This is a genomic window from Empedobacter stercoris, from assembly GCF_025244765.1.
GTDB classification, from domain to species: Bacteria; Bacteroidota; Bacteroidia; order Flavobacteriales; family Weeksellaceae; genus Empedobacter; species Empedobacter stercoris.
The window spans coordinates 1,687,150-1,708,894 of record NZ_CP104209.1; the positions used below are offsets into that span (position 1 = coordinate 1,687,150).

Annotated in this window: 27 protein-coding genes, 1 tRNA gene and 1 riboswitch; of the genes, 10 read left to right on the forward strand and 18 right to left on the reverse strand. The window is 31.8% G+C overall.

Annotated features, from left to right (window positions below):
* Positions 1–17 precede the first annotated feature (17 nt).
* The 4 genes from NZD85_RS07990 (at position 18) to NZD85_RS08005 (ending at position 2,792) form a co-directional block, all read left to right on the forward strand.
* Positions 18–632 carry a porin family protein gene (locus tag NZD85_RS07990; RefSeq protein WP_260541304.1) on the forward strand — a complete coding sequence of 205 codons (615 nt, stop codon included), beginning with the start codon at positions 18–20 and terminating at the stop codon, positions 630–632.
* A gap of 74 nt (positions 633–706) precedes the next feature.
* Complete coding sequence (locus tag NZD85_RS07995) at positions 707–1,414, forward strand: tetratricopeptide repeat protein (protein WP_260541306.1); 708 nt, start codon at positions 707–709, stop codon at positions 1,412–1,414.
* Between the two features lie 113 nt (positions 1,415–1,527).
* Positions 1,528–2,025 (forward strand): 6,7-dimethyl-8-ribityllumazine synthase, encoded by a 498-nt coding sequence (ribH, locus tag NZD85_RS08000; RefSeq protein ID WP_260541307.1) that lies wholly within the window; start codon positions 1,528–1,530, stop codon positions 2,023–2,025.
* Between the two features lie 26 nt (positions 2,026–2,051).
* The gene (locus NZD85_RS08005) at positions 2,052–2,792 is read left to right on the forward strand and encodes an acyl-[acyl-carrier-protein] thioesterase (protein WP_260541309.1); all 741 of its coding nucleotides are present in this window, start codon (positions 2,052–2,054) and stop codon (positions 2,790–2,792) included.
* A gap of 60 nt (positions 2,793–2,852) precedes the next feature.
* On the opposite strand, the gene NZD85_RS08010 is transcribed toward NZD85_RS08005, so the two are convergent.
* Both NZD85_RS08010 and NZD85_RS08015 read right to left on the reverse strand, forming a co-directional pair.
* Positions 2,853–3,308, reverse strand: a complete 456-nt coding sequence (locus NZD85_RS08010; protein WP_260541310.1) for a copper resistance protein NlpE — start codon at positions 3,306–3,308, stop codon at positions 2,853–2,855.
* Between the two features lie 99 nt (positions 3,309–3,407).
* Positions 3,408–3,824, reverse strand: coding sequence for a nucleoside-diphosphate kinase (locus NZD85_RS08015; RefSeq protein ID WP_038330990.1), 417 nt, complete (start codon positions 3,822–3,824; stop codon positions 3,408–3,410).
* Between the two features lie 175 nt (positions 3,825–3,999).
* On the opposite strand from NZD85_RS08015, the gene NZD85_RS08020 reads away from it, so the two are divergent.
* Positions 4,000–4,527 carry a hypothetical protein gene (locus NZD85_RS08020; protein WP_260541312.1) on the forward strand — a complete coding sequence of 176 codons (528 nt, stop codon included), beginning with the start codon at positions 4,000–4,002 and terminating at the stop codon, positions 4,525–4,527.
* A gap of 12 nt (positions 4,528–4,539) precedes the next feature.
* On the opposite strand, the gene NZD85_RS08025 is transcribed toward NZD85_RS08020, so the two are convergent.
* The 5 genes from NZD85_RS08025 to NZD85_RS08045 all read right to left on the reverse strand — a co-directional run bounded on the left by NZD85_RS08025 (position 4,540) and on the right by NZD85_RS08045 (position 10,820).
* Entirely contained in the window at positions 4,540–5,832 is a 1,293-nt protein-coding gene (locus NZD85_RS08025; protein WP_260541314.1) for an APC family permease, read from the reverse strand.
* A gap of 70 nt (positions 5,833–5,902) precedes the next feature.
* Positions 5,903–8,290, reverse strand: coding sequence for a TonB-dependent receptor plug domain-containing protein (locus NZD85_RS08030; protein ID WP_260541316.1), 2,388 nt, complete (start codon positions 8,288–8,290; stop codon positions 5,903–5,905).
* A gap of 54 nt (positions 8,291–8,344) precedes the next feature.
* A riboswitch (SAM riboswitch) is annotated at positions 8,345–8,448 on the reverse strand.
* 58 nt (positions 8,449–8,506) lie between these two features.
* The gene (locus NZD85_RS08035; RefSeq protein WP_171622573.1) at positions 8,507–9,106 is read right to left on the reverse strand and encodes an aminotransferase class IV; all 600 of its coding nucleotides are present in this window, start codon (positions 9,104–9,106) and stop codon (positions 8,507–8,509) included.
* Entirely contained in the window at positions 9,090–10,049 is a 960-nt protein-coding gene (locus tag NZD85_RS08040; protein WP_260541322.1) for an aminodeoxychorismate synthase component I, read from the reverse strand. Before NZD85_RS08040 ends, NZD85_RS08035 begins: the two co-directional genes overlap by 17 nt.
* Before the next feature lie 15 nt (positions 10,050–10,064).
* Positions 10,065–10,820, reverse strand: coding sequence for a hypothetical protein (locus tag NZD85_RS08045; RefSeq protein WP_260541323.1), 756 nt, complete (start codon positions 10,818–10,820; stop codon positions 10,065–10,067).
* Between the two features lie 75 nt (positions 10,821–10,895).
* Here NZD85_RS08045 and NZD85_RS08050 point away from each other — a divergent pair, with 75 nt between their 5' ends.
* Positions 10,896–11,468, forward strand: coding sequence for a nitroreductase family protein (locus NZD85_RS08050; RefSeq protein WP_260541324.1), 573 nt, complete (start codon positions 10,896–10,898; stop codon positions 11,466–11,468).
* A 50-nt stretch (positions 11,469–11,518) separates the two neighbouring features.
* On the opposite strand, the gene NZD85_RS08055 is transcribed toward NZD85_RS08050, so the two are convergent.
* Together NZD85_RS08055 and NZD85_RS08060 are read right to left on the reverse strand one after the other, a co-directional pair.
* Entirely contained in the window at positions 11,519–12,046 is a 528-nt protein-coding gene (locus tag NZD85_RS08055) for an SRPBCC family protein (protein ID WP_260541325.1), read from the reverse strand.
* A 26-nt stretch (positions 12,047–12,072) separates the two neighbouring features.
* Positions 12,073–12,534, reverse strand: coding sequence for a DinB family protein (locus tag NZD85_RS08060; RefSeq protein ID WP_260541326.1), 462 nt, complete (start codon positions 12,532–12,534; stop codon positions 12,073–12,075).
* Positions 12,535–12,668: 134 nt separating this feature from the next.
* On the opposite strand from NZD85_RS08060, the gene NZD85_RS08065 reads away from it, so the two are divergent.
* From NZD85_RS08065 to NZD85_RS08075, 3 genes are all read left to right on the forward strand, one after another.
* Positions 12,669–13,769 (forward strand): Mrp/NBP35 family ATP-binding protein, encoded by a 1,101-nt coding sequence (locus tag NZD85_RS08065; protein ID WP_260541327.1) that lies wholly within the window; start codon positions 12,669–12,671, stop codon positions 13,767–13,769.
* Positions 13,770–13,781: 12 nt separating this feature from the next.
* Entirely contained in the window at positions 13,782–14,072 is a 291-nt protein-coding gene (locus tag NZD85_RS08070; protein WP_171622581.1) for a NifU family protein, read from the forward strand.
* A 112-nt stretch (positions 14,073–14,184) separates the two neighbouring features.
* Positions 14,185–14,955, forward strand: coding sequence for a DUF3108 domain-containing protein (locus NZD85_RS08075; RefSeq protein WP_260541329.1), 771 nt, complete (start codon positions 14,185–14,187; stop codon positions 14,953–14,955).
* 52 nt (positions 14,956–15,007) lie between these two features.
* Here the strand turns inward: NZD85_RS08075 and aat are convergent, their stop codons facing one another.
* Together aat and NZD85_RS08085 are read right to left on the reverse strand one after the other, a co-directional pair.
* Complete coding sequence (aat, locus tag NZD85_RS08080) at positions 15,008–15,640, reverse strand: leucyl/phenylalanyl-tRNA--protein transferase (RefSeq protein ID WP_260541332.1); 633 nt, start codon at positions 15,638–15,640, stop codon at positions 15,008–15,010.
* 84 nt (positions 15,641–15,724) lie between these two features.
* The gene (locus NZD85_RS08085; RefSeq protein ID WP_260541334.1) at positions 15,725–16,096 is read right to left on the reverse strand and encodes a DUF3127 domain-containing protein; all 372 of its coding nucleotides are present in this window, start codon (positions 16,094–16,096) and stop codon (positions 15,725–15,727) included.
* A 117-nt stretch (positions 16,097–16,213) separates the two neighbouring features.
* On the opposite strand from NZD85_RS08085, the gene NZD85_RS08090 reads away from it, so the two are divergent.
* Positions 16,214–16,295 (forward strand) — tRNA-Leu (locus NZD85_RS08090).
* Positions 16,296–16,600: 305 nt separating this feature from the next.
* Here NZD85_RS08090 and NZD85_RS08095 read toward each other — a convergent pair.
* From NZD85_RS08095 to NZD85_RS08125, 7 genes are read right to left on the reverse strand one after another with little or no spacing between them, the layout of a single operon-like run.
* Entirely contained in the window at positions 16,601–17,725 is a 1,125-nt protein-coding gene (locus tag NZD85_RS08095) for an N-acetyltransferase (RefSeq protein ID WP_260541337.1), read from the reverse strand.
* A gap of 45 nt (positions 17,726–17,770) precedes the next feature.
* Positions 17,771–18,292 carry a DUF4833 domain-containing protein gene (locus NZD85_RS08100; protein WP_260541340.1) on the reverse strand — a complete coding sequence of 174 codons (522 nt, stop codon included), beginning with the start codon at positions 18,290–18,292 and terminating at the stop codon, positions 17,771–17,773.
* A gap of 38 nt (positions 18,293–18,330) precedes the next feature.
* The gene (locus NZD85_RS08105) at positions 18,331–18,969 is read right to left on the reverse strand and encodes a VTT domain-containing protein (RefSeq protein WP_260541343.1); all 639 of its coding nucleotides are present in this window, start codon (positions 18,967–18,969) and stop codon (positions 18,331–18,333) included.
* Between the two features lie 50 nt (positions 18,970–19,019).
* Positions 19,020–19,691: a DedA family protein gene (locus NZD85_RS08110; protein ID WP_260541346.1), complete on the reverse strand. Its 672-nt coding sequence runs from the start codon at positions 19,689–19,691 to the stop codon at positions 19,020–19,022.
* Between the two features lie 9 nt (positions 19,692–19,700).
* The gene (locus tag NZD85_RS08115) at positions 19,701–20,066 is read right to left on the reverse strand and encodes a YraN family protein (protein WP_260541348.1); all 366 of its coding nucleotides are present in this window, start codon (positions 20,064–20,066) and stop codon (positions 19,701–19,703) included.
* 9 nt (positions 20,067–20,075) lie between these two features.
* On the reverse strand, positions 20,076–20,711 hold the full coding sequence (upp, locus tag NZD85_RS08120) for a uracil phosphoribosyltransferase (RefSeq protein WP_260541351.1): 636 nt from the start codon (positions 20,709–20,711) through the stop codon (positions 20,076–20,078).
* A gap of 4 nt (positions 20,712–20,715) precedes the next feature.
* Entirely contained in the window at positions 20,716–21,654 is a 939-nt protein-coding gene (locus tag NZD85_RS08125) for a S66 peptidase family protein (protein WP_260541353.1), read from the reverse strand.
* Positions 21,655–21,745: the final 91 nt, after the last annotated feature.

The following is a 21,745-nucleotide window of genomic DNA, read 5'->3' on the forward strand; positions in this document are numbered from 1 at the left end:
ATTAAAATAAAAATTCTATGAAAAAATTAATTTTAACAGTAATTGTTGGTTTAGCTGCCAATTTTGCAACAGCTCAAAATATTAATTTTGGTTTAAAAGCAGGTGCTGTTTTCAACACAGACAAAGGAGAAGTTTGGAGCGATGCAGGAAATATTTTCAAAAAAGATGGTAAAGCTGCTACAGGATTTCAAGCTGGTGCTTTAGCTCGTGTTTCTTTGGCTGGTATTTACATCCAACCAGAATTATTGTACACACAATTCAAAAATGAATATAATGTATTAGATAAAAATGATAAACCTCAAGATATTGGTATTACAAAAAAACGTATGGATATTCCTGTAAACGTTGGAAAAAGATTTTTAGGAATCGCTCATGTGCAAGCAGGTCCAGTATTTTCTTATTACTTTGATGATAAATTATCTGTAAAAGAATTTACAACTGCAAAACAAGACGAATTTAATGTCGGAATGCAAATTGGTGCTGGCGTAGAAGTTTCTAAATTATTATTCAATTTACGTTACGAATTTGGTTTAGGAAAAGTTGGTTCAGAAATCGTAAATGGTAACAATAGAGAATTCAATACTGAAAATCGTCCACAAATGTTAAACTTAACAGTGGCATATTTATTCTAAAAGGTTGTTTGTAAATAAATTTATTGGATATATTTGTCCCAAATTGTATTTTTGCAACCTCGTAAATTATTAAAATGGCAAAAAATAATAAAAAAGAAGAATTCGCGACAGAGCAATTCGTAGAAAAATTAGACAGAACAGCTTTCAACGTAGAGTTCTTTGTTGAAAAATATGCTAAAGCAATTGGTATTGGTTTAGGAGTAATTATTGTAGCTGTTTTAGGTTATTTTGCTTACTTAAAATTAGTCGTAGAACCTAAATCAGAAGATGCTTTCAAAGAAATGGTTCAAGCAGAACGTCTTTTTGATCAAGATTCTATTAATGTAGCATTAAATGGTAGCGCTGGAAGTTTTCAAGGTTTACAACAAATAGTTGATGAATACGGAAATACAGATGCGGGTAATTTGGCTCGTTTTAAAGCGGCAAGTTCATATTATAAATTAGGAGATTATGCATCTGCTGTTAAATTATTAGAAGAATTTGATACAGATGACAACGTAATGTTAGCGCAAAAATATGGTATGTTAGGTAATGCATTAGTCGCTTCTAACAAATTAGAGGAAGGTTTACCTTACTATGTAAAAGCTGCTGAAGCAACAGAAGTTGAAACTTTACAATCGACATATTACACAAAAGCAGGTGAAATTGCAATGGAGTTAGGTAAAAATGCTGATGCATTAAAATATTTCCAAGCTTTGGAGGGTAAATATCCAAATGCAAACAATGGTGAAACAGCGAAGTTTATTGAGCGTTTAAAATACGCCTCTGAATCTGCGAAATAATTCACTTTCAAAATAAGTACAAGCCGAACAATTTGTTCGGCTTTTTTTATTGATACAAATCAAAGTTTATCCTAAATCATTTTTGTATTTTTACCCTTCAAATTAGAAACAAAATGGCAACAGAAAATAAAAATTTATCTCAATATAATAAAGCAGAATTACCAAATGTAGCGGGATCTAAATTTGCAATCATTACATCGGAATGGAATAATCATATTACATTTAATCTGCGTGATGGTGCAAAAGATACGTTGATCGATTTAGGTGCTAACCCTAATGATGTTACGTTGTACCAAGTTCCAGGTAGTTTCGAGTTGATTTATGGTGCAGATAAAGTCGCACAAACGCATCCAGATTTAGACGGAATCATTGTTGTAGGATGTGTTATTCGTGGTGCAACAGCGCATTTTGATTATGTTTGTCAAGGTGTAACACAAGGTGTGAAAGACTTAAATATTAAACACGATATGCCAATTATTTTTTGTGTATTAACCGACGAAAATGAACAACAATCAATTGATCGTTCTGGAGGAAAACATGGAAATAAAGGTATAGAAGCAGGTGTTGCAGCTGTTATGATGGCCGATATGAAAAAGAAATTAGGTAAATAATCTCTTTTATATCTAAAACTTTTTCAATGCCAATTGCAGAAGATTTTCAATCTATTTTTATAAAGAATTGGGAAATTTATTTCTCTCAATGTGATCCGACTGGAAAAATGAAATTGACAGAAATGGCAAATCTTTTTCAGTTAACAGCTTCTGAACATGCCATTAAAGGTGGTTTAGGCTTTTTCGATTTGCAACAGTACAATCAATCTTGGGTAATGAATCGACTTCGAATTGAAATTGATGAATTGCCTTCTTGGACAGATTTTGTTGAAGTAAAAACATGGATTGAAGTGTTGAAAGGAGCTAAATCTATTCGTGATTTTACAATCGAGAAAAATGGTAAAAAGTTGATTGGAGCATCAAGTTTATGGGCAGTTTTTAATACTGTAAAACGCCGCCCTGATCTTCTTCAAATTGATTCATCTCATATTGAACGATTTCCTGATTTGAAACCTACAAAATTGGAAAACAATGTTTTGACCAGCAATTTTGAAGCTACAGAAATTATACATTATAAAGTTCAATTCTCGGATTTAGATATTGTAAAACATGCCAATAATACCAAATATTTGGAATGGTGTCTCAATACAATCGATACGAATATAATGTTAGAACATCGCATTAAAGCGATTGATATGAATTTCTTGAAAGAATTAAGTTTAGATGACGAAATCGAAATTCAGAAATTAGAAACAGAGAAGTTGATTCAGTTTAAAATTGTCAATCAAGAGAAAATAAACTTTGTTTGTCAATTAGAGTTGAAATAACATATTTTTATTAAACAGAATTATAACAATAAAAAGGTTTCAATCGAAACCTTTTTTAATTTATTCTTTTATCAAAACAAACTGAATAGAATCTGCCGTTTCAATCTTCTTTTGATTTTTATCCAATTGTCTTATCTTTCCTTCTTCAACCAAAAAAGCATTCGGAACATTTGCGATTTCTGGTAAAACAATTGTTTTTCCATCTTCTTTCAATTGAAAAACCCCAGTTGTCATCACTGCATAATTATCTATTCCTAAACGTTTAGTCGCATACACATAACCATTATTTGGCAATAATTTAATCTCCATTTCAACCTCTTTACAATCTTTTTCAAAACAAGGTAAAGTCCCTTTATAAATTCCATCAAATTGAATCGAATTTTCCATTGATAAAGTATCCATTTTCAAGGAATCATTTGCATTTTCTACTTCTTTATTCACCGACTCTGTTTCGTTTTTACAACTTGACACAACGAAAGCTGCGATTGTAAATGTGGCTAAAAATATTTTTTTCATCTTTTAGAATTTAAGTTAAAGGTAAGTAAATTTTAACCAAAAAAAATCCTTCCGAATATTTTCAGAAGGATTTATATGATGTTTTATAATCTTATTCGATTAGAAAATTTCTTTCGCTGCGAAGTGGAAAGCAGCTTCGATAGCAGCATTTTCGTCAGAATCAGAACCATGAACAGCGTTAGCATCGATAGATTCAGCGTATTTAGCACGGATAGTACCTTCTGCAGCCTCAGCTGGGTTAGTAGCACCGATTAACGTACGGAAATCAGCAACAGCGTTATCTTTTTCTAAAACTGCAGCAACGATTGGTCCAGAAGTCATGAACTCAACTAAATCCTTAAAGAAAGGGCGCTCTGCGTGGATAGCGTAAAATGCTTCAGCATCTTGTTTTGCTAATTGAGTCATTTTAGCCGCTTTGATTTTGAAACCAGCGTCAGTGATGTCTTTTAAAATATCTCCGATGTGTCCTTTTGCAACTGCATCAGGCTTAATCATTGTAAATGTAATGTTTGCCATTTTATTGAATTGTATTTATTACTTAATTTTTGAGGTGCAAAATTACAAAAATGATTCGAATGTTTTTGTTTTATAATTAAAATTTCTTGTTTTAATAAAAAGAGTTAATTATTATTCATTTAAGATTGTTTCAATTCGATAATATTTCTTATTTTTGAGAGAAATCTAATAACTTATGAATACAAATAATCTTTCCACATTTCATCATAAAACAAAACTCAAAAAGGTTGGTGAAAAATATTTTCTGCCTTTCGAAATTTGGAATTATTTAGATTTTGGGCTGATGTTTGCACTTGTTTTATTCTTTATTTATGCATCAAGTGAAATCAATATTATTTTTATTTCATTGATTGTAATTTTTGGAATTCGAATAATAACGACAATTAAAGACAGATTTTTTGTAGAAATTAAAACATCAAAATCGTTGAGTGAGAATATTAATTTAATCAAAAAATTAGCGCAGCGTCAACATAATTTTACGCAATCATTGGACGAAGAAGGTTTGTTTCTTTTTGAATATTCGGAACGAAATATTTTTTATAAATACAATTACCGAAGAAGAGATTATATCGAAACAGTTGTGATTTATTGTGAAGACAATTCGATTTGGGTGAACTCTTTTAATCAACGTTATTTCGGAATTTTTAGAAGATATAATCTAAAACAATGGATAAAATTACTGAAACTAAAAAGCGAGAATTAATCTCGCTTTTTGTTATTTAATATCTTTATTTTCGATTCGTTTATCAAAATAGAATAAGATTATTCCGAGTGCAATAATTCCTAAACCGAATAAGCTTTCTTTTGGTTTTTGCATCAATACAAAATAACAGATGTACAAACTAAATGCTAAAAAAAGAGCGGGTAAAACGTAAAAGAATTTACTTTTTATAATCGTTAATTCATCCTGTTTAATGAAAAAAGCTGTACAAACAGCCAACGTTGCTAAGATTTGTAAAACGAAAGATGTGTAAGTGAATATTACTTCAAAATCTCCTGAAAAAATCAGTAAAATACTAATTGCAGTATGCACCCATATCGCACGCACGGGGATTCTATTTTTGTTCTCTTTTGCCATAAAACTCCACAATTTATTTTCGCGTGCTGTTGCTTGTGTCAATCGAGATCCAATCCACAAATAACCACTAATAGTTGCGATCAATTGTAACGCGATAAAACAACTTACCCATTTTACATTATTTCCAAGTAGATTTGCAAACGAGATATTTGCTACATTTTCTTGCCCCGACAATGCTGCTGCTGAAGCATGTTTTAAAAAAACATAATTTAATAAAACGTAAGAAATCGTCACAAAAACAACGCCTATAAACAATGCTTTTGGTAAATTTTTCTTTGGTTGATTAATTTCTTCCACAATGTAAGAAGCCGAATTCCAACCTGTATAAGCAAAAGTAACATACACCAAAGATGTGGCAAACGCAGGAAGTAACAACTCTCCTTTCCAACTCGAGTCAAAAAGTATTGCATTTGGTTGTACTGCAGGAGTATAATAAAAACCAATCGCAATTAAAAAGATGATGAATACAACTTTCAGAATTGTAAATATATTTTGAAACTTACTACTTAGATTTAAGCTAAATGATTGAAATATTGCTACAATTAAAATCATTGCAATGGCAAATTCTTTTCCGAGGTCAAATCCAAAAATATTAAGGTATTTTCCCATTGCCAAAGCAGCTAAAGAAATTGGAGCCGAGAAACCAACGAACAAAGAAATCCAACTTGATAAATAACCAAAAAGTGGATGAAATGTCCGAGATAAATAAATATAATCTCCTCCAGATTGTTTGAATTTTGAAGCTAATTCCGAATAAATAAATGCGCCCATCAAAGCTAAAATCCCTCCAATTGACCAAAGCAATAATATGGAAGTCGTATTTTTAAGATCCGAAATTTGATAACCTAAACTCGTAAACACACCAGTTCCAATCATATTCGAAATCACTAATGCTGCTGCGGTTTTCCAACCAATTTTAGAATGTGCCATACACAAAAAAAGTGTCAATTGAAATGTTGAATTTACATTAAAATTGACACTTTAAATATATTATTATTGATTAAAATTTAAAACTTGCACGTGCAAAATAATACGCTCCTGTCATTCCCATTTGTACTGGTGCGTGTGGAAAAACACCATAATAAGAATTCTCGTATACTTGCTTGTCTGGGAAAACATCAAAAAGATTATTTGCTCCAATTGTAAAGTTAAAATTCTTCGTGATATCAAATCCAATCGATGCATCTGTCACTACTTTTCCTGTATGTTCTTGCACACTTCCCCATGGATATCCATCCTTTGTCACTTTACCGAAATAGGTGTTACGCACCATAAAATTGAAACCTGAAATCGAATAATTCAATCCTAAAGTTGCTTTAGCTTTTGGACTCAACGATTCAATAATATTCACTTGATCTGGTCCAAAAAACTCTTCAGTCGGAATTGTTAAAGCTTCAGGGAAATGGTATCCCACAATTTTTGTCTCGTTAATATTTGCAGATAAACTTGTATTTAATTTTCCTCTACCCAAACGCGTATCATACGAAATCACTAAATCCAATCCCTTTGTTTCTGTGTCAATCGCATTCGTAAAAATACGTGCTGTTGCAACATTGTACTTTTCTAAAATAGGATCTGTGATATCAGAAGTCAAGACAATACGATCATCAACTCGGATAAAATATCCATCTAAAGTAATGAACAATTTTGAAGTCGGACGAAAAGTTAACCCTAAACTTGCATTGATTGATTTCTCTTCTTTTAATTGGTCTAATCCAATTTCTCTCGAAAGATCAGATTCATTTCGAATAATTCCTTTTGTAACTAAAACTTGATCTCCGTTATCATTTAAGAACAAATCTGTGTACGAATTACTGAAATATTTTTGTTGTAACGATGGCGCTTTAAATCCTGTAGAAACAGCTCCACGAACCGAATATCCTTTTGCATATTCATATCTTAAGGCTAATTTTCCATTAATTGTACTACCGAAATCTGAATAATTCTCAAAACGACCTGCTAAATCAGCAGTGAAATTTCCGAATTTTAATTCTCCATCCACATAAGCGGCAACAGAATGTCGATCTCCTTTTACTGCATTCAAAGGTGAAAATCCTACAAAAGATTCTGATCCAGAACCAGAATAAGATGCTTCATCTCCAGCTTCGATTTTATATTGTTCAAAACGGTACTCTCCTCCAAAAGCTAAACTAATGTTTTGATTGATTCGTTTTGAGAAATCTAAGTTTACCGTATTTTGTAAAAATTGATGTTTACCAGCATAAAAATCGGTTGGTGAATCAAGTCCTAATGATTGGTTGATTGAATTTTCTAAATCATATTTAAATGAATTTAACCCAAATGAATTGCTCAAGTCGATTTTCCATCCATCGTACGAATAACGTAATCCTGTCGAATTTGAATAATCATTCACATTTGATTTTAATGTCGCTTGAAATCCTGTTGGATAAATTTTCAACGCATCATCAGACAATTCGCTTGGTAATCTTCTAAATCCAAAACCTTCTCCTTGTCGCAACGAAACACCTCCGAAAGAATAAAAATCCAATCGATCATTAATTGCTGTTTCAGCATTCACAAAAAATTGTTGATTCTTGATTGCCGCATCACCAATTTGAAATCTAAAATCTTTTCTTGATAATCCTAAAGCGGCTATCTTCGCATCATCCGCAGCTCGTGCCGCATCTGGATCATCAGCGAAATCATATGCAAAATTATCTCCAAAAATATCTAAATTATGATCTTTCGAACGATTCGTTTTTTTACGTTCACTTACAACCGCAGAAAGCACAATCGAACCAGACTGACCTAATTTTGTGCCGAAACTACCATTAAAATTATACGTTTCACCATCGTTACGCGAAGTTTGTCCGTAAGTCAACGACGCATCACCTCCAGGTTTAGATTTCAGCACTATATTCACAACACCAGCAATTGCATCAGAACCATATTGCGCAGCTGCACCATCTCGTAAAACTTCAATCTTGTCGATAGCAGAAATTGGAATTGCACCTAAATCTGTTCCAACAGAACCATTCCCAACCGTGTTTTGATAATTAACCAACGATGTGGTATGACGTCTTTTTCCATTCACCAACACCAATACTTGATCTGGTCCCATTCCACGTAAAGTCACAGGATCAACGTGCTCTGTTCCGTCTGCAGAAGACTGTCGAACCGAATTGAAAGATGGTATAACGACGTTTAAGATATCATTTACACTCAACTGAGGCGAAGACGTTTTTAATTTTTCAACATCAATGATGTCGACTGGAACCGATGAATTAACAACTGTTCTTTCAGAAGCACGACCTCCGATTAAAATAACCTCGTTAAGATTTGTTTCTTCTTTTTCTACTTCTTGTGCAAAAAGAGTTGATGCGCAAATAAATGCGAATGAAGCAAGTAAAAATTTGTTTCTTTTCATTTTCAATTTTTCATAAAACTTTCAAGAAACCAACAGATAAAAGTGAAATACTTTTACTCATCTTTCCCTTTGATAGGTTGGATTTAGCACCTTAGATTATAAGTCATCTGGTTGCTAAGGTTTCATCGGGCCAATCCCTCCGCCTTTCTTGATAAGTTATGCAAAGGTAATGTTAAAAAACAAATTTGCAAACAAAACTCTATTAACTTTATAGAGTTATTTAATCAAATGAGAAATATCCAATTCTTGACTTTCTTCGAGATTCATCATCGCGTTGATTCGTTTGAATGAGGTGAAATTTTCTAAATCTCTTACTTTTATATTTTTCTCCATAATTTCTCCTGTTTGCAACAAAGCCTCTCGCATTGTACCTTTCAATAAACAAGAACGAGGCGTTACCCATTGCGATCCATCATAAAAAACGATATTCGAATAAATACAATCGGTAATATAATTTGATTTAACTAATACCAAATCATCTGTTTTTGATTCCTTTACATACTCATCGAAAAACCAGCGGTCCAAGTATTTGTAGGTATAATTTATTTTATTTTCAATTTCAAAAAGTTGAATGGTTTCAATTGGTTTGATTTGATACGGTAGAAATTCTACTGATTGAATTTCGCGGTCATACACTATTCTAACTTTATATTTTTCATCTGTTAAATCTTCAGGTAGTTGAATAATTTCTTCTAATACTATCGGATTAATTTCAGTAAAATTATCAGTTCGAGTACGATCAAATCTCGCTTGATGATATTCTAAATGGCGTAATTGTTTGTTTTCACAACAAATGGATTCAATAAATTGGAACATATACTTTTTGGATTAATTCTTCATATTCTGCTTTCGCTTTACTTTTTGCTGTGATTCCTCCTCCACTCTTGAAAATGAAATCGTTTTGATTATTTTCTATAAAACGAATCATCACTGCACTATCTAAATTTTCGCCATCGAAAACACCAAAAACTCCTGTATAAAAATTACGTTCGTACTTTTCAGCTTCTAAAATAATTTCAACGGTTTTCTTTTTAGGCGCCCCACAAATAGAGCCTGCGGGCAATAGTTGATCGAAAATTGTTCCCAAATTCTGGTAATAATCTTCCTTCAAGTCTCCTTTTATTTCAGAGCTTACTTGTAACAATGTTTTATCATTTGTTTTCAATTCTTCTATGTAGCGATAATCTGTCACCTCAACATTTTCGGAAACCAAACTCAAATCATTTCGGATTAAATCCACAATTGTAGCATGTTCGGCAGCTTCTTTTTCATCATCTAAAATCAATTGTTTAGCGTGTGGAATTGACGCATCAATTGTTCCTTTCATTGGATTTGAAAAAATTTTTTGATGTTCTATTTTCACAAAACGTTCGGGTGAAAAGCAAACAAAATCATTTTTATATTTCAGTTTATATTTCGCATCCGAAAAAGTATAAATTTCGTCTAATGATAAGTCTGTTTCGATTTTTGTAGGAAGCGTTAAATTCGTCAAATATGAATTTCCAAACAAAAGATTATCGTGCACATGTTTAAATTTTGGCAGATATTCATCGAAGGTAATTGGAAATTTTTTAAATTCGAAAGCCTTTTCAAAAGTTTTTTTTTGAGTACAGTTGATTTCAAATTTAATCTCTTCTGATAATTTATTCAACGGAACAATTTCTCCATTTTCTTTTAAAAAATCAATCATAAAAAAAAAGGGAACTTTTGCAGCTCCCAATTCATTCATTTTCGTAAAAATCGAATGCTTTGCTAACATTCGATAAAATTAATATTATTCTTGATTTGTACCAAGTAGATCAATTTCTGTTTTTTGATCATCTATTAATAAAAAATCTTTCACTAATAAATAGGCCATAATTTGAGCAATAGGAAATGTTGCCAAAATTCCGACGAAACAAATATAAGCGCCTATTTGAGATAAAATACTGTATAATAATACGGTTAACAATATGTACCAAAAATTTTTCATTCCAATTTTATACGATAACTTAATACTGTCTATGACACCATAATTCCCGTAATAAATAATGTAAGGAGTGAAAAAAGTAACCACTGAAAGTAGAATTCCTATGATTATAAAAAGTGGTAAAATCGCAAATATGGACAAACTAAAAAGAGGTGCAAACGATTCGTTTTCATTAACTAATAATCCAAAACCACCCATTAAAAGTACAAATGGAATCATTAACAACAAACTGAAACCTAACATTAATAAAAAGAACGGAATGAATCGTGTCCATTTTTCAAAACCTTTAAAAAAATCATTAAATTCAAATGATTCACCATTTTCTATCTTATCAACCACATGTCCGTATCCCATTTGCAACGGAAACATTACCAAATAAGGACCGATAATCGTCACAACAGAAAGTATTGAAATAATAGCCGAAACCAAAGTAAATAATGCAAATTGCAGCCAATTATCACCAAAGATTTTAAACGACTGATTAATATAATCACCTAATCTAAAATCAAATTTATTTTGTGTTGCACGACTTACTTTTACTTGATCTAATGTTCTATTCATCGTTTTATGAATTTTTTGGATTTAAAAAATGTAAATTTGCCTAATCAGTAGAATAAAATTAAGAATTGTTACAAAATGAATGCAAACGATTTATTATCAATCATAAAAAATAGACGCTCTATATTTCCTCCACAATACACGCAAGAAGAAATTACGCGCGAAGAATTAAATCAAATTTTTGAGGCTGCCAACTGGGCACCATCTCATAAAAAAACAGAACCTTGGCGTTTTATCGTTTTAGAAGGTGCGGTAAAAGATCGTTTTCGCGAATATGTGAAACGTGTTTATGTACAAGGTACTCCTCCAGATCAGTTAAGTGACAGAAAAATTAATGCGTTAATTGAAAAATGTGACAAATCGAATAAAATTGTTTTGATCAATTTTATTGATACAGATAAAAATCCTGAATGGGAAGAATTAGCTGCAACTTCCATGGCTGTTCAAAACATGTGGTTAATGGCAAGCGCATTAAATATTGGTGCTTATTGGTCTTCACCTGCGAATGTAATTGCGAATGTAGATGAGTTTACTACGATGGAAGAAGGAGAAAAATGTGTGGGAGTTTTCTATATGGGAAAATATAATGAAGAAACTCCTGAAGGAGTTCGTCAACCAATCGAAAATAAAGTACGATTTTTAGAGTATTAAAATATTCAATAAAAAAACGCTACTCAAAAAGTAGCGTTTTTTTATGTAATTTATTTTTCGCTTAATTCTTTTAATTTTGTTAAACCATCACCGTATGATTTTTCCATTTGCGCATCCATCATTAGTTTCATCAAATTCATCGGATAATCTAACTCGCAGTCCATGCTCCAAGTGACTTTTGTTGTATTCCCTTCTTTTGTCAAAACAATATCTGAAGTTGCATCACTTTCGAATGGTTTTTTGAACATCATTTTTGTGGCCACTTTTTTATTTGGCTCTAAAGCTGTTATAATATGACATCCTTTTCCTACATCATCGTTTCCTTCCCAACAATATTCGTCACCCACTTCACCTTGATTTCCTGAATATGATAATTTCAGATTTGGATCTAATTTCATCCAAGGATTCCATTCATTAAATTTCTTTGACGCACTCGCTTGTTCATACACCTTTTCTATTGGTGCATTAATCACTGTTGATGTTTCGAAATGATAGTGTTTCCCCAAAGCAAACATTAGAATTGTTAGAATAAACAATACTCCAACAATAAATAAAAGGAATTTTTTCAGAATTTTCATATAGTGTTAAAATTAATTTTTATACTCTAAAAAGGAATATTCTTTTTCATGGCCATCATATAGCCTAAATGCATTGCTTCGTGAATATTATTGTATAAAATCGCATCTTCAATAGACTCTAACGTCATTCCGAAACTTGTTTTATACGAACGATAATAGGATAATTTTTCTGAACGGTAGTCTTTAAACAATTGCATCGGTGTACTTTCAAGCATTTCTTTCAACTCTTGTACATCATCTGCTGTAACTTCGATATTTCCTATTGTTCCTTTTTTGTATTTTTGTATAAACTGAATATCGACCAACATTCTATTATCGGTTAAATAATAATGAATTAATTGTTGTGTAGCCAAAACATGAGCCGCATTCCAAAACAAATTATTCTTGTAACCAACCGGTATATAAAGTAATTGTTTTAGAGAGTGTTGTTCAAGCTCATCAATAATCTGTTTACGTATATTCGTCAGATAAATAATATGCTCTTCCATAGTCAGATTTAAAAGTTAAATATACATTAAATTAAGACTATTTATCAAATTATAAAGCAAAACAATTAAAATCACGTTTTTAGATTCTTAAAAGTCTTTGATTCTTTGTAATTTTGTCTAAATAAATTTAAAAGATGGCTTACACAAGAGATCAAATATATCAAGTATTAGAAGAATTGGGTATTCGCAATTGGATGCGTAATGCTCAAGTGATGGGAAATGATATTATTTTGGATATTGTTTCTCCTTCGCCTGCAATGCACGAACGCAAGCGTTTGGAAATTGCTTTGAAAAATGCATTTAAAGAAAATTTACCTGAAGCAAATCTTAAACTTAACATTTCTGTTGAAGTAGAAGAAAAAAATCCGAACGAAATCAAAGGTTCAGAATTACCAGGAGTTAAAAATATTATCGCAGTTGCATCTGGAAAAGGAGGTGTTGGAAAATCTACTGTTTCATCAAACTTAGCAATTAGTTTGGCCAACATGGGATTCAAAGTTGGGTTATTAGATGCAGATATCTATGGACCTTCTATGCCGATTATGTTCGATTGTCAAGATGCACGCCCATATTCTGTTGAAGTAAACGGAAAAACAAAAATAAAACCTGTAGAATCTTACGGAATCAAAATTTTATCAATTGGTTTCTTTGCAGATACCGATCAAGCAATTGTTTGGAGAGGACCAATGGCTGCAAAAGCATTGAACCAAATGATTCGTGATGCACATTGGGGAGATTTAGATTTCTTATTAATCGATTTACCTCCAGGAACAGGTGACATTCACTTATCTATTGTTCAGCAAGTTCCAATTACAGGAGCAGTTGTGGTTTCTACACCTCAAAACATTGCGTTAGCTGATGCTAAAAAAGGAGTTGGAATGTTCCAAATGGAAGCCATCAATGTTCCAGTATTAGGAATTGTAGAAAATATGGCGTATTTTACTCCTAAAGAATTGCCAAACAATAAATACTATATCTTTGGACAAAATGGTGCAAAAGATTTAGCAGAGCAAATTGGTGTTCCTTTCTTAGGTGAAATTCCGATTGTACAATCAATTCGTGAAGCTGCTGATGTAGGACGTCCTGCTGCAATGCAAGAAGATACAGTTGTAGCTGAAGTTTATAAATCAATTGCACGTAACACTGTACAAAGTTTAGTAGAACGTAACAATACATTGCCTCCTACGGAAGCTGTACGTATTACAACAATGGCAGGTTGTTCAGCAAAAAATTAAAAAAGAAAGATCATGACTCCAGAAGAAAAATATTCAGAAGTTGAAAAGGCCTTAACTGAAATTAGACCATTCTTAAATTCAGATGGAGGCGATATCGAATTAGTATCTGTTGAAGATAATATTGTAAAAGTTCGCCTTACAGGTGCATGTATTGCATGTTCTGTCAACCAAATGACATTAAAGTCTGGTGTTGAAATGACTATTAAAAAATATGTTCCAGAAATCGTTTCGGTTATCAATGTTTCAGATTTTGAAACTCCTGCTGAAGCTGATCATATCTCAACTCTTAAAGAAAAGAATTAGACTACAAGATTCTTCAAAATAAATTTAAAACGCCTTTATATCAATTTATAAGGGCGTTTTATTATTTTTGGCAAACAATTTGAAACTTAACCACAAAACGAAAAAATCAAAAATGAAAAAATATATTTTATTTTTTACTTTTATTCTCCTTTCATTCTCATTGCCACTACTTGCACAAGACAATTATAAAGTTGGCGAAAGCCTAAAATTTAGAGTTCATTACTCTGGATTAAATGCAGGTTTTGCAACAATTGATGTCAAAGAAGCTACACTAAACGGAAGAAGTCATTATCACATAGTAGGAAAAGGAAATTCTACTGGTGCAGTACGTGCTTTCTTTAAAGTTGATGACAATTACGAATCCTATATTGATAAAAGCAACCTGAAACCAACTAAATTTGTTCGCAACATTGTAGAAGGAAGTTACAAACGTCATCAAATCTATTATTTTGACCATGCCAATAGAAAAGCGAAAGTAGAAAATAAACGCGACGGGAAAATAACAACCGAAACAATTCCGTACGACGCACAAGATTTATTATCGGCTTTTTATAGCTTGCGTAATGCAGATCATTCTAAATTAAAAACAGGCGATTATTTGAACGAAAATATCTTTCTTGGTGACGAAACATTAAAATTTAGATTGAAAGTTTTGGGACGCGAAACCTTAAAAACAAAATTCGGTAAAATATCTGCCATCAAAATTCGACCTTATGTACAATCGGGACGAATCTTTAAAGAATCTGAATCGGTTACGATGTGGATTTCTGATGATAACAACTTAGTTCCACTAAAAATTAGAGCGGGATTATTAGTTGGATCTTTAAATGCAGATCTAAATGATTTCAAAAACTTAAAATATCCCATCTATTTCACGAAATAAATAGATTCATCACCTAAAAAAATCCGACTATTAATTCATTTGTCGGATTTTTTTATGGTTCTAAATATTCTAAAAAAACATCGCTCGGAATTTCCATCGCTCCCAAACTTGCCAAATGTTGGGTGTACACTTGGCAATCGATCAACTCATATTTCTTGTGATATTTAGCAACAAATTGTATAAATCCAGCTTTAGATGCATTACTAACTTTTGCAAACATACTTTCTCCACAAAAAACGTTACCCATCTCTATTCCATAGAAACCTCCCACTAATTCATCATTTTGCCAAACTTCTATACTTTTTGCGATTCCCATTTCGTGTAATTTACAATACGCTTCAATCATTTCAGTTGTAATCCACGTACCATCTTGCCCTTTTCTATAAGCTTCAGAACAATTTGTAATCACTTCTCTGAAAGCTTTATTTTCTGTATACGTAAAGGTTTGATCCCGAAAAACTTTCTTCATTGATTTCGAAACATGTAAATTTTCGGGAAACAACACAAACCGATCATGCGGAAACCACCAAATAATTGGATCATCTTCATTGAACCAAGGGAATATTCCTTTCTGATAAGCCAAAATTAGACGTTCTGGTGAAAGATCTCCTCCAATAGCTATAATTCCTTCGGCATTTACTTCGTCGTAATCAGGAAAGATTAAATCAGTGCTTAACCAATACATATTGTTTTGTCTAAAATTTATTTAAAATTAAAAAAACGTGCCCAATAAAGAACACGTTTAGTATGAATTGATGTTTTATTTTCCTTAGAATGGTAAATCATCGTCATCTCCGTTAGAAAAAGTTTCTACTGGAGGAGCTGGTGGAAAATTATCGTATCCCTGAGGAGTTTGAGGAGCAACATTTGCCATATTTTCAATTCTCCATGCTTGGATTGTATTGAAATATCTTGCTACACCTTCTGGATTAATCCACTCACGACCACGAATGTTGATAGAAACTTTCACTTCATCACCAGGTTTGTAAGCATTCAATACATCTGTCTTATCTTGTGTAAACTCAATTATAATATCTTGTGGATATTGTTCTTGCGTTGTAACAACGAATTCTCTTTTCTTGAAACTTGCAGTAATATTTTGAGTTTCAAATACTTTTTTAATTCTTCCTGTAATTTCCATTTTTGTAAAAGCTTTGTACAAATTTAGAATGTAAAAAAAGATTAAAAAAATTTTATTTCTAAATTTTGTTAGAAAGAAAACTTGTGTATATTTGCAATCCAAATCAGTGAGATTTAAGCGGGCGTGGTGGAATTGGTAGACACGCTAGACTTAGGATCTAGTGCCGCAAGGTGTGAGAGTTCGAGTCTCTCCGCCCGTACAACTTAAAAGACTTTAAACAAATTGTTTAAAGTCTTTTTTAATGGTTTATTGTTTTATCATCATTTGTGATAAATTTCTTAAATTTAGCTCATTATTTGGTTATAAGTTGGTTTGGTATGTATTCGAAAAGAAAAAGAAATTTAAAATCTGGAGGTTAGAACAATCCCTATTTTTGAATTTATTATAGTCGTCATCATTATTATCGTATTGATTTACTTTGCTGTATTTTAAAAAATATACTGATAATAACAGGGCAATGTGTTGTAATTAAAAATGGTTAGAATTTAAATTCCAACCATTAAGTTATGCTTCTATATTTTTGTAAAACGTTTTTCTACGTTTGTGAACAATTGGATCAAAATTCTTCCATAATTGCTGCACTTTTATGTTTTCTTCAAGCAGAGGGTTTGTTTCTAAAGTCTTAATTCCTCTTGCTATAAAGCGGTCATAAAGTTCTTTAAAAATCAATGCATTTACACCTTTATTTTGATAATGAGGATCAATTCCAATTAAATAAAATTCGACATGATCATTCTTTTTTTGAGCTTGCATCAAATGCCACCAACCAAACGGAAATAATTTTCCTTTCGTTTTCTGAAAAGCTTTTGAAAAAGATGGCATTGTAATCGCAAACGCAATCATTTTGTTATTTTTATCTTTGACACAAGAAATAAAATCGGGATGAATAAACTTCAAATATTTCTTTTTATAATGTTCAACTTGGTATTTTTCGATTGGAACAAAACTTTGTAATTCTGCATAGGTTACATTCAACAAATCGAACATTTCGTCTACATAAGGCAACATTTCATCAATAGAGTTGAATTGGTATGTATCTATTTCATATCTCTTTTTGAGCATTTCGCATAGCTTATCCATCTTTTTTACTGAGGCCAAATTTGCAATATTAATCGAATATTCTAACCATTCTGCTTTTGGTTGATAACCTAATTGTTGCAAATAGTTGGGATAATATTCGTAATTATAAAGACCTATTAATGTTGCGATTTTATCAAAACCTTCTGTTAATAAACCTGCTTTATCCATATTCGAAAATCCCATAGGACCCTCTATATAAGTCAATTCCTTTTCCTTCGCTATGTTTTCAACAGTTGTTAACAACGCTTTCAAAATGTTAATATCATCTTTAAAAACTAACCAGCCGAAACGAATCTTTGCCTTTTGTAACTCTTTCACTTCTGTCCAATTAATAATCGAAACAATTCGACCTACAACTTCTTCACCTTTATAAGCCAAGAAAAACTTCGCTTCTACAGTTTTGAAGATAGTATTAGCTGGATCAAAACTGGCTAATTCATCTTTCTTTAAAGTTGGAACCCAATACGGATTTCCTTTATACACTTCAAAAGGTAAATCGACAAATTTTTTCATTTCTTTTCGTGATTTCACCTCTTTTATTTCAATCATACTGATGTTAAATTGTCTTTGAAAACCTAATTTATGAAGATTTTTTTAGAGAACAATTTTCTCTTGTATAGATTTTCCGTTTTTATCTTTTCCATAAAACAAGATATATTCTAATTTAACTGAAAGACCAGCTGTTCCTTTTTTCTGTTTCAAGAAAACTCTATTTAAGGTTATCAACTTGTTATTAACAGTTGTTTGAACAATTGGTTTATTTTCATTATCAAGCTTTAAGATTAATTTTTGAATTGGATATGACACTAAACTTAACTGATAAACATTCTTTTCCTTTTTTATGATCTCTAATCCGTAAGCTAATTTTTTTTGAATAGAAGTTAAAGGTTTTTTTTCTCCATTTTCTGCGTATAAAATTCGATAAATATCGACAGGTTCATTCTCATTTAATAACCCTTTAGCAGAAAAAGATGCATCGTATACAAACGTATTCTTATTATCGTTGTGCTGAATATAAAACAATCTGTTTACCGATTTTGGAGGCGTAGGATAGCCCTCTTGCGCAAATAGAACAACTGAAATAAAGAAATAAAAAAGAGTGAAAACGTTTTTCATAAATTTGTGTTTATTATTGGAAGAATTAAGATACAAATTTATTTCTTACTTTTTTCTTTTAAAAATTCAATTATGATAGGAAATAATGAGAACACAATAATCAACATTACAACAATCTCAAAATTGTTTTTGATAAAAGGAATTGTTCCTAAAAAATAACCAGCCAAGGTAATTCCAAAAACCCAAACACTTCCTCCTACAACATTATACTTGATAAATGTGCCGTAATGCATTTTAGAAACCCCCGCAACAAAAGGAGCTAACGTTCGTACAATCGGAACAAAACGTGCAATTACGATAGTTTTTGAACCGTACTTGGTGAAAAAATCTTCTGTCTTTTGAATGGCTGAATCTTTTACAATTCGTTTACCAAATACTTTTGCTGTTACTAACTTCGTCCCCAAAGTTTTTCCGATCGTATAGTTAATCGTATCACCCGCTATTGCCGCAACCCAAAGTAAGCCTAATACAATATAAATATTCAATTGTTCTGGGAAAGCTGCTGCTAACATTCCTGCCGCAAATAACAACGAATCGCCTGGTAAAAATGGCATAATCACTACACCAGTTTCGATGAAGATTAATAAGAACAGGATTAAGTAAAACCAATTTTGATAATCGTTTAGAATAGCTTCTAAGTATTGATCGATATGCAGTAAATAATCTAAAATTTCCATGGATTAAATGTATAAAAAAACTCGACCGAAGTCGAGTTATATGTTCATTTTTATTTTTGTTCTGATAGTGTTTTTTTACCGAACTTTTCTTTTATAATTTCTATAAAGATTGGAAGAACAGAAACGATTGTAATTCCCAAAATTACTTTTGAGAAATTATTTTGAATCCATTCTATATTTCCTAAGAAGTAACCTATAAGTGCTAATCCTACAACCCATAGGATAGCTCCAATTACATTATAAGTTAAGAAAATAGAATACCCCATTCGACCAATTCCTGCAACGAAAGGCGCTAAAGTTCTTACGATTGGAACAAAACGAGCAATTACAATTGTTTTAGAGCCATATTTTTCGTAAAATTCATGCGTCTTATTAATATGTTCTTCTTGAATGAAATTTTTGCCAAAAATTTTCACTTTAGTTGCTTTGTATCCAACTGTCTTTCCGATTGTATAATTCAAGGTATCGCCGAGTATCGCAGCCACCAATAGAATCGCAATCATTATCCAGACATTCATATCATTTGTTTCTTGTGCCGCTAACATACCTGCCGCAAACAACAACGAATCACCAGGTAAAAATGGCATTACAACCACACCTGTTTCTACAAAAATGATTAAAAATAAAATTGCATAAAGCCATAAACCATATTCATTCGCAAACTCTGCTAAATGCTGGTCGATATGCATAATAAAGTCAAAAAGACTCATAATTACCTCCATATAAGTTGATTATATTTCTGAAGCGTCGAATGCATTTTGGATATGATTAACGCTCCAAGATTGTTGTATTTTTAAAAGTGCTAAAATATCAAATCTAACTTCACAAATAAAATTATTTTTCTGAATAAAATCATCTGCAGCAAGAATTAACAACTTCTTTTTCTTTGCATTAACTGCAGTTTCAGGTTCTGAAATGTAATTTGACGTTCTCGCTTTTACTTCTACAATAATAATTTCATTTTCAGTTTGTGCAATAATATCGATTTCAGCTTTTCTAAAAAAGTAGTTTTTTGCTAAAATTTTATACCCTTTTTCGGTTAAATACTTCACTCCAAAATCTTCTGCTTCTTTTCCGAAATCGTAACTATTACTCATCAAAGTTTTTTACATTGTTCCGTACAAACGATCTCCAGCATCTCCCAAACCAGGAACGATGTAACCATTATCGTTCAACTTTTCATCTAATGCTGCTAAGAAAATAGGCACTTCTGGATATACATTCTGAACAGCCTCTACACCTTCTGGACAACCAACTAAACAAGCTAAACGGACAGACTTTGCACCTTTATCTTTTAAAATTTCGATTGCTTTGATTGCAGAACCTCCTGTTGCTAACATTGGATCAACCAAAATAACATCGCGCGAACTTAAATCTGACGGAAGTTTACATAAATACTCAACTGGTTGTAGTGTATCATGATCACGATAAAGACCAATATGACCTACTTTTGCAGTAGGAATTAATTGATGAATTCCTTTTACCATTCCCAGCCCAGCACGCAAAATAGGAACAATCGCCATATCATTTCCTTTTAATTTGTAACCGATTGTTTTGGTAATTGGCGTCTCCACTTCAACTTCTTCAAGCTCTATGTTACGTGTAATTTCGTAACACATCAAGCCAGAAATTTCGTCAACTAATTCACCAAACTCTTTTGTTGTCGTGTTCTTGTCACGCATTTGCGTAATTTTAGCTTTTACTAATGGGTGACTTATCACTGTTAAACTATCTTGTTTCATATATTTAATCTATAAAATACAAATTTACATTATTTGAGGTAACATTTAGATGAACTTTTGCACCCATTTTTAATGCTACATTATGACCTGTATGTCCAGCTGGAAAGCCATAAACTACAGGAACATTAAGATTTTTTGTAAAACTATGAATCACTTCATACGTTTTAGGATCAAAAGGAAGATTATAGTTTTCGGCATTTTCTTCTTCGGTATCCATATGTGTAAAACTTCCAAGAATAATTCCTTTTACTTGATTTAAGATTCCATTTCGTTTCAAATTCATTAACATACGATCAACAGCATACCAATTCTCGAACCAATCTTCCAAAAATAAAATTTTTTCAGAAGGATTTGAAATTGCAGATTCACTTCCTAAAAGAGAATAAACAATAGACAAATTCCCTCCAATTAATTCTCCATTTACTTCGCCTAAATTATTAGATGAATGTGATTGAATTTCATAATTAATTTCATGTCCAAACAATGCTTCATAAACACTTTGATAAGATGTAGGATGATAAGTAGTATTAGCTAATTTCTTCGCTGTAACACCATGTAATGTCTGAAATCCTAAACGATTAAAATGATTATGAAAAACAGTAATATCTGAATAACCTATAATCCATTTTGGATGTTTTTTAAAGTTCGTTAAATCTAATTCATCAATAATTTTTACAGAACCATATCCACCACGAGCACACCAAATTGCTTTGATCTCAACATCATCTAATGCCCACTGAAAATCTTCGGTTCTTAATTCATCTGTTCCAGCATATTTGTAGCCAAAATCATATTCAGTATAGATATTTTTTCCAAGAACTGGAACTAACTTCCAAGATTTAATTAACTCTATTGCTTCGTCTAATTCGCCTTGCAACATACGTTTTGCAGGCGCAACGATTGCTATTTTATCACCTTCTTTTAGAAAATCGGGTTGAATCATTTTTCTATAAAATTTTAGTAAAGGTAAACACAAAAAAAAGACGAACTTCATGCGTTCGTCTTTTTGTTATGATAATGAAATGTTATATTTC

What these genes read in the sequence shown, in the direction of transcription:
- NZD85_RS07990 (WP_260541304.1), top strand. Translation starts at nt 18, where the DNA reads ATGAAAAAATTAATTTTAACAGTAATTGTTGGTTTAGCTGCCAATTTT.
- NZD85_RS07995 (WP_260541306.1), top strand. Translation starts at nt 707, where the DNA reads ATGGCAAAAAATAATAAAAAAGAAGAATTCGCGACAGAGCAATTCGTA.
- ribH (WP_260541307.1), top strand. Translation starts at nt 1,528, where the DNA reads ATGGCAACAGAAAATAAAAATTTATCTCAATATAATAAAGCAGAATTA.
- NZD85_RS08005 (WP_260541309.1), top strand. Translation starts at nt 2,052, where the DNA reads ATGCCAATTGCAGAAGATTTTCAATCTATTTTTATAAAGAATTGGGAA.
- NZD85_RS08010 (WP_260541310.1), bottom strand. Translation starts at nt 3,308, where the DNA reads ATGAAAAAAATATTTTTAGCCACATTTACAATCGCAGCTTTCGTTGTG.
- NZD85_RS08015 (WP_038330990.1), bottom strand. Translation starts at nt 3,824, where the DNA reads ATGGCAAACATTACATTTACAATGATTAAGCCTGATGCAGTTGCAAAA.
- NZD85_RS08020 (WP_260541312.1), top strand. Translation starts at nt 4,000, where the DNA reads ATGAATACAAATAATCTTTCCACATTTCATCATAAAACAAAACTCAAA.
- NZD85_RS08025 (WP_260541314.1), bottom strand. Translation starts at nt 5,832, where the DNA reads ATGGCACATTCTAAAATTGGTTGGAAAACCGCAGCAGCATTAGTGATT.
- NZD85_RS08030 (WP_260541316.1), bottom strand. Translation starts at nt 8,290, where the DNA reads ATGAAAAGAAACAAATTTTTACTTGCTTCATTCGCATTTATTTGCGCA.
- NZD85_RS08035 (WP_171622573.1), bottom strand. Translation starts at nt 9,106, where the DNA reads ATGTTCCAATTTATTGAATCCATTTGTTGTGAAAACAAACAATTACGC.
- NZD85_RS08040 (WP_260541322.1), bottom strand. Translation starts at nt 10,049, where the DNA reads ATGTTAGCAAAGCATTCGATTTTTACGAAAATGAATGAATTGGGAGCT.
- NZD85_RS08045 (WP_260541323.1), bottom strand. Translation starts at nt 10,820, where the DNA reads ATGAATAGAACATTAGATCAAGTAAAAGTAAGTCGTGCAACACAAAAT.
- NZD85_RS08050 (WP_260541324.1), top strand. Translation starts at nt 10,896, where the DNA reads ATGAATGCAAACGATTTATTATCAATCATAAAAAATAGACGCTCTATA.
- NZD85_RS08055 (WP_260541325.1), bottom strand. Translation starts at nt 12,046, where the DNA reads ATGAAAATTCTGAAAAAATTCCTTTTATTTATTGTTGGAGTATTGTTT.
- NZD85_RS08060 (WP_260541326.1), bottom strand. Translation starts at nt 12,534, where the DNA reads ATGGAAGAGCATATTATTTATCTGACGAATATACGTAAACAGATTATT.
- NZD85_RS08065 (WP_260541327.1), top strand. Translation starts at nt 12,669, where the DNA reads ATGGCTTACACAAGAGATCAAATATATCAAGTATTAGAAGAATTGGGT.
- NZD85_RS08070 (WP_171622581.1), top strand. Translation starts at nt 13,782, where the DNA reads ATGACTCCAGAAGAAAAATATTCAGAAGTTGAAAAGGCCTTAACTGAA.
- NZD85_RS08075 (WP_260541329.1), top strand. Translation starts at nt 14,185, where the DNA reads ATGAAAAAATATATTTTATTTTTTACTTTTATTCTCCTTTCATTCTCA.
- aat (WP_260541332.1), bottom strand. Translation starts at nt 15,640, where the DNA reads ATGTATTGGTTAAGCACTGATTTAATCTTTCCTGATTACGACGAAGTA.
- NZD85_RS08085 (WP_260541334.1), bottom strand. Translation starts at nt 16,096, where the DNA reads ATGGAAATTACAGGAAGAATTAAAAAAGTATTTGAAACTCAAAATATT.
- NZD85_RS08095 (WP_260541337.1), bottom strand. Translation starts at nt 17,725, where the DNA reads ATGATTGAAATAAAAGAGGTGAAATCACGAAAAGAAATGAAAAAATTT.
- NZD85_RS08100 (WP_260541340.1), bottom strand. Translation starts at nt 18,292, where the DNA reads ATGAAAAACGTTTTCACTCTTTTTTATTTCTTTATTTCAGTTGTTCTA.
- NZD85_RS08105 (WP_260541343.1), bottom strand. Translation starts at nt 18,969, where the DNA reads ATGGAAATTTTAGATTATTTACTGCATATCGATCAATACTTAGAAGCT.
- NZD85_RS08110 (WP_260541346.1), bottom strand. Translation starts at nt 19,691, where the DNA reads ATGGAGGTAATTATGAGTCTTTTTGACTTTATTATGCATATCGACCAG.
- NZD85_RS08115 (WP_260541348.1), bottom strand. Translation starts at nt 20,066, where the DNA reads ATGAGTAATAGTTACGATTTCGGAAAAGAAGCAGAAGATTTTGGAGTG.
- upp (WP_260541351.1), bottom strand. Translation starts at nt 20,711, where the DNA reads ATGAAACAAGATAGTTTAACAGTGATAAGTCACCCATTAGTAAAAGCT.
- NZD85_RS08125 (WP_260541353.1), bottom strand. Translation starts at nt 21,654, where the DNA reads ATGATTCAACCCGATTTTCTAAAAGAAGGTGATAAAATAGCAATCGTT.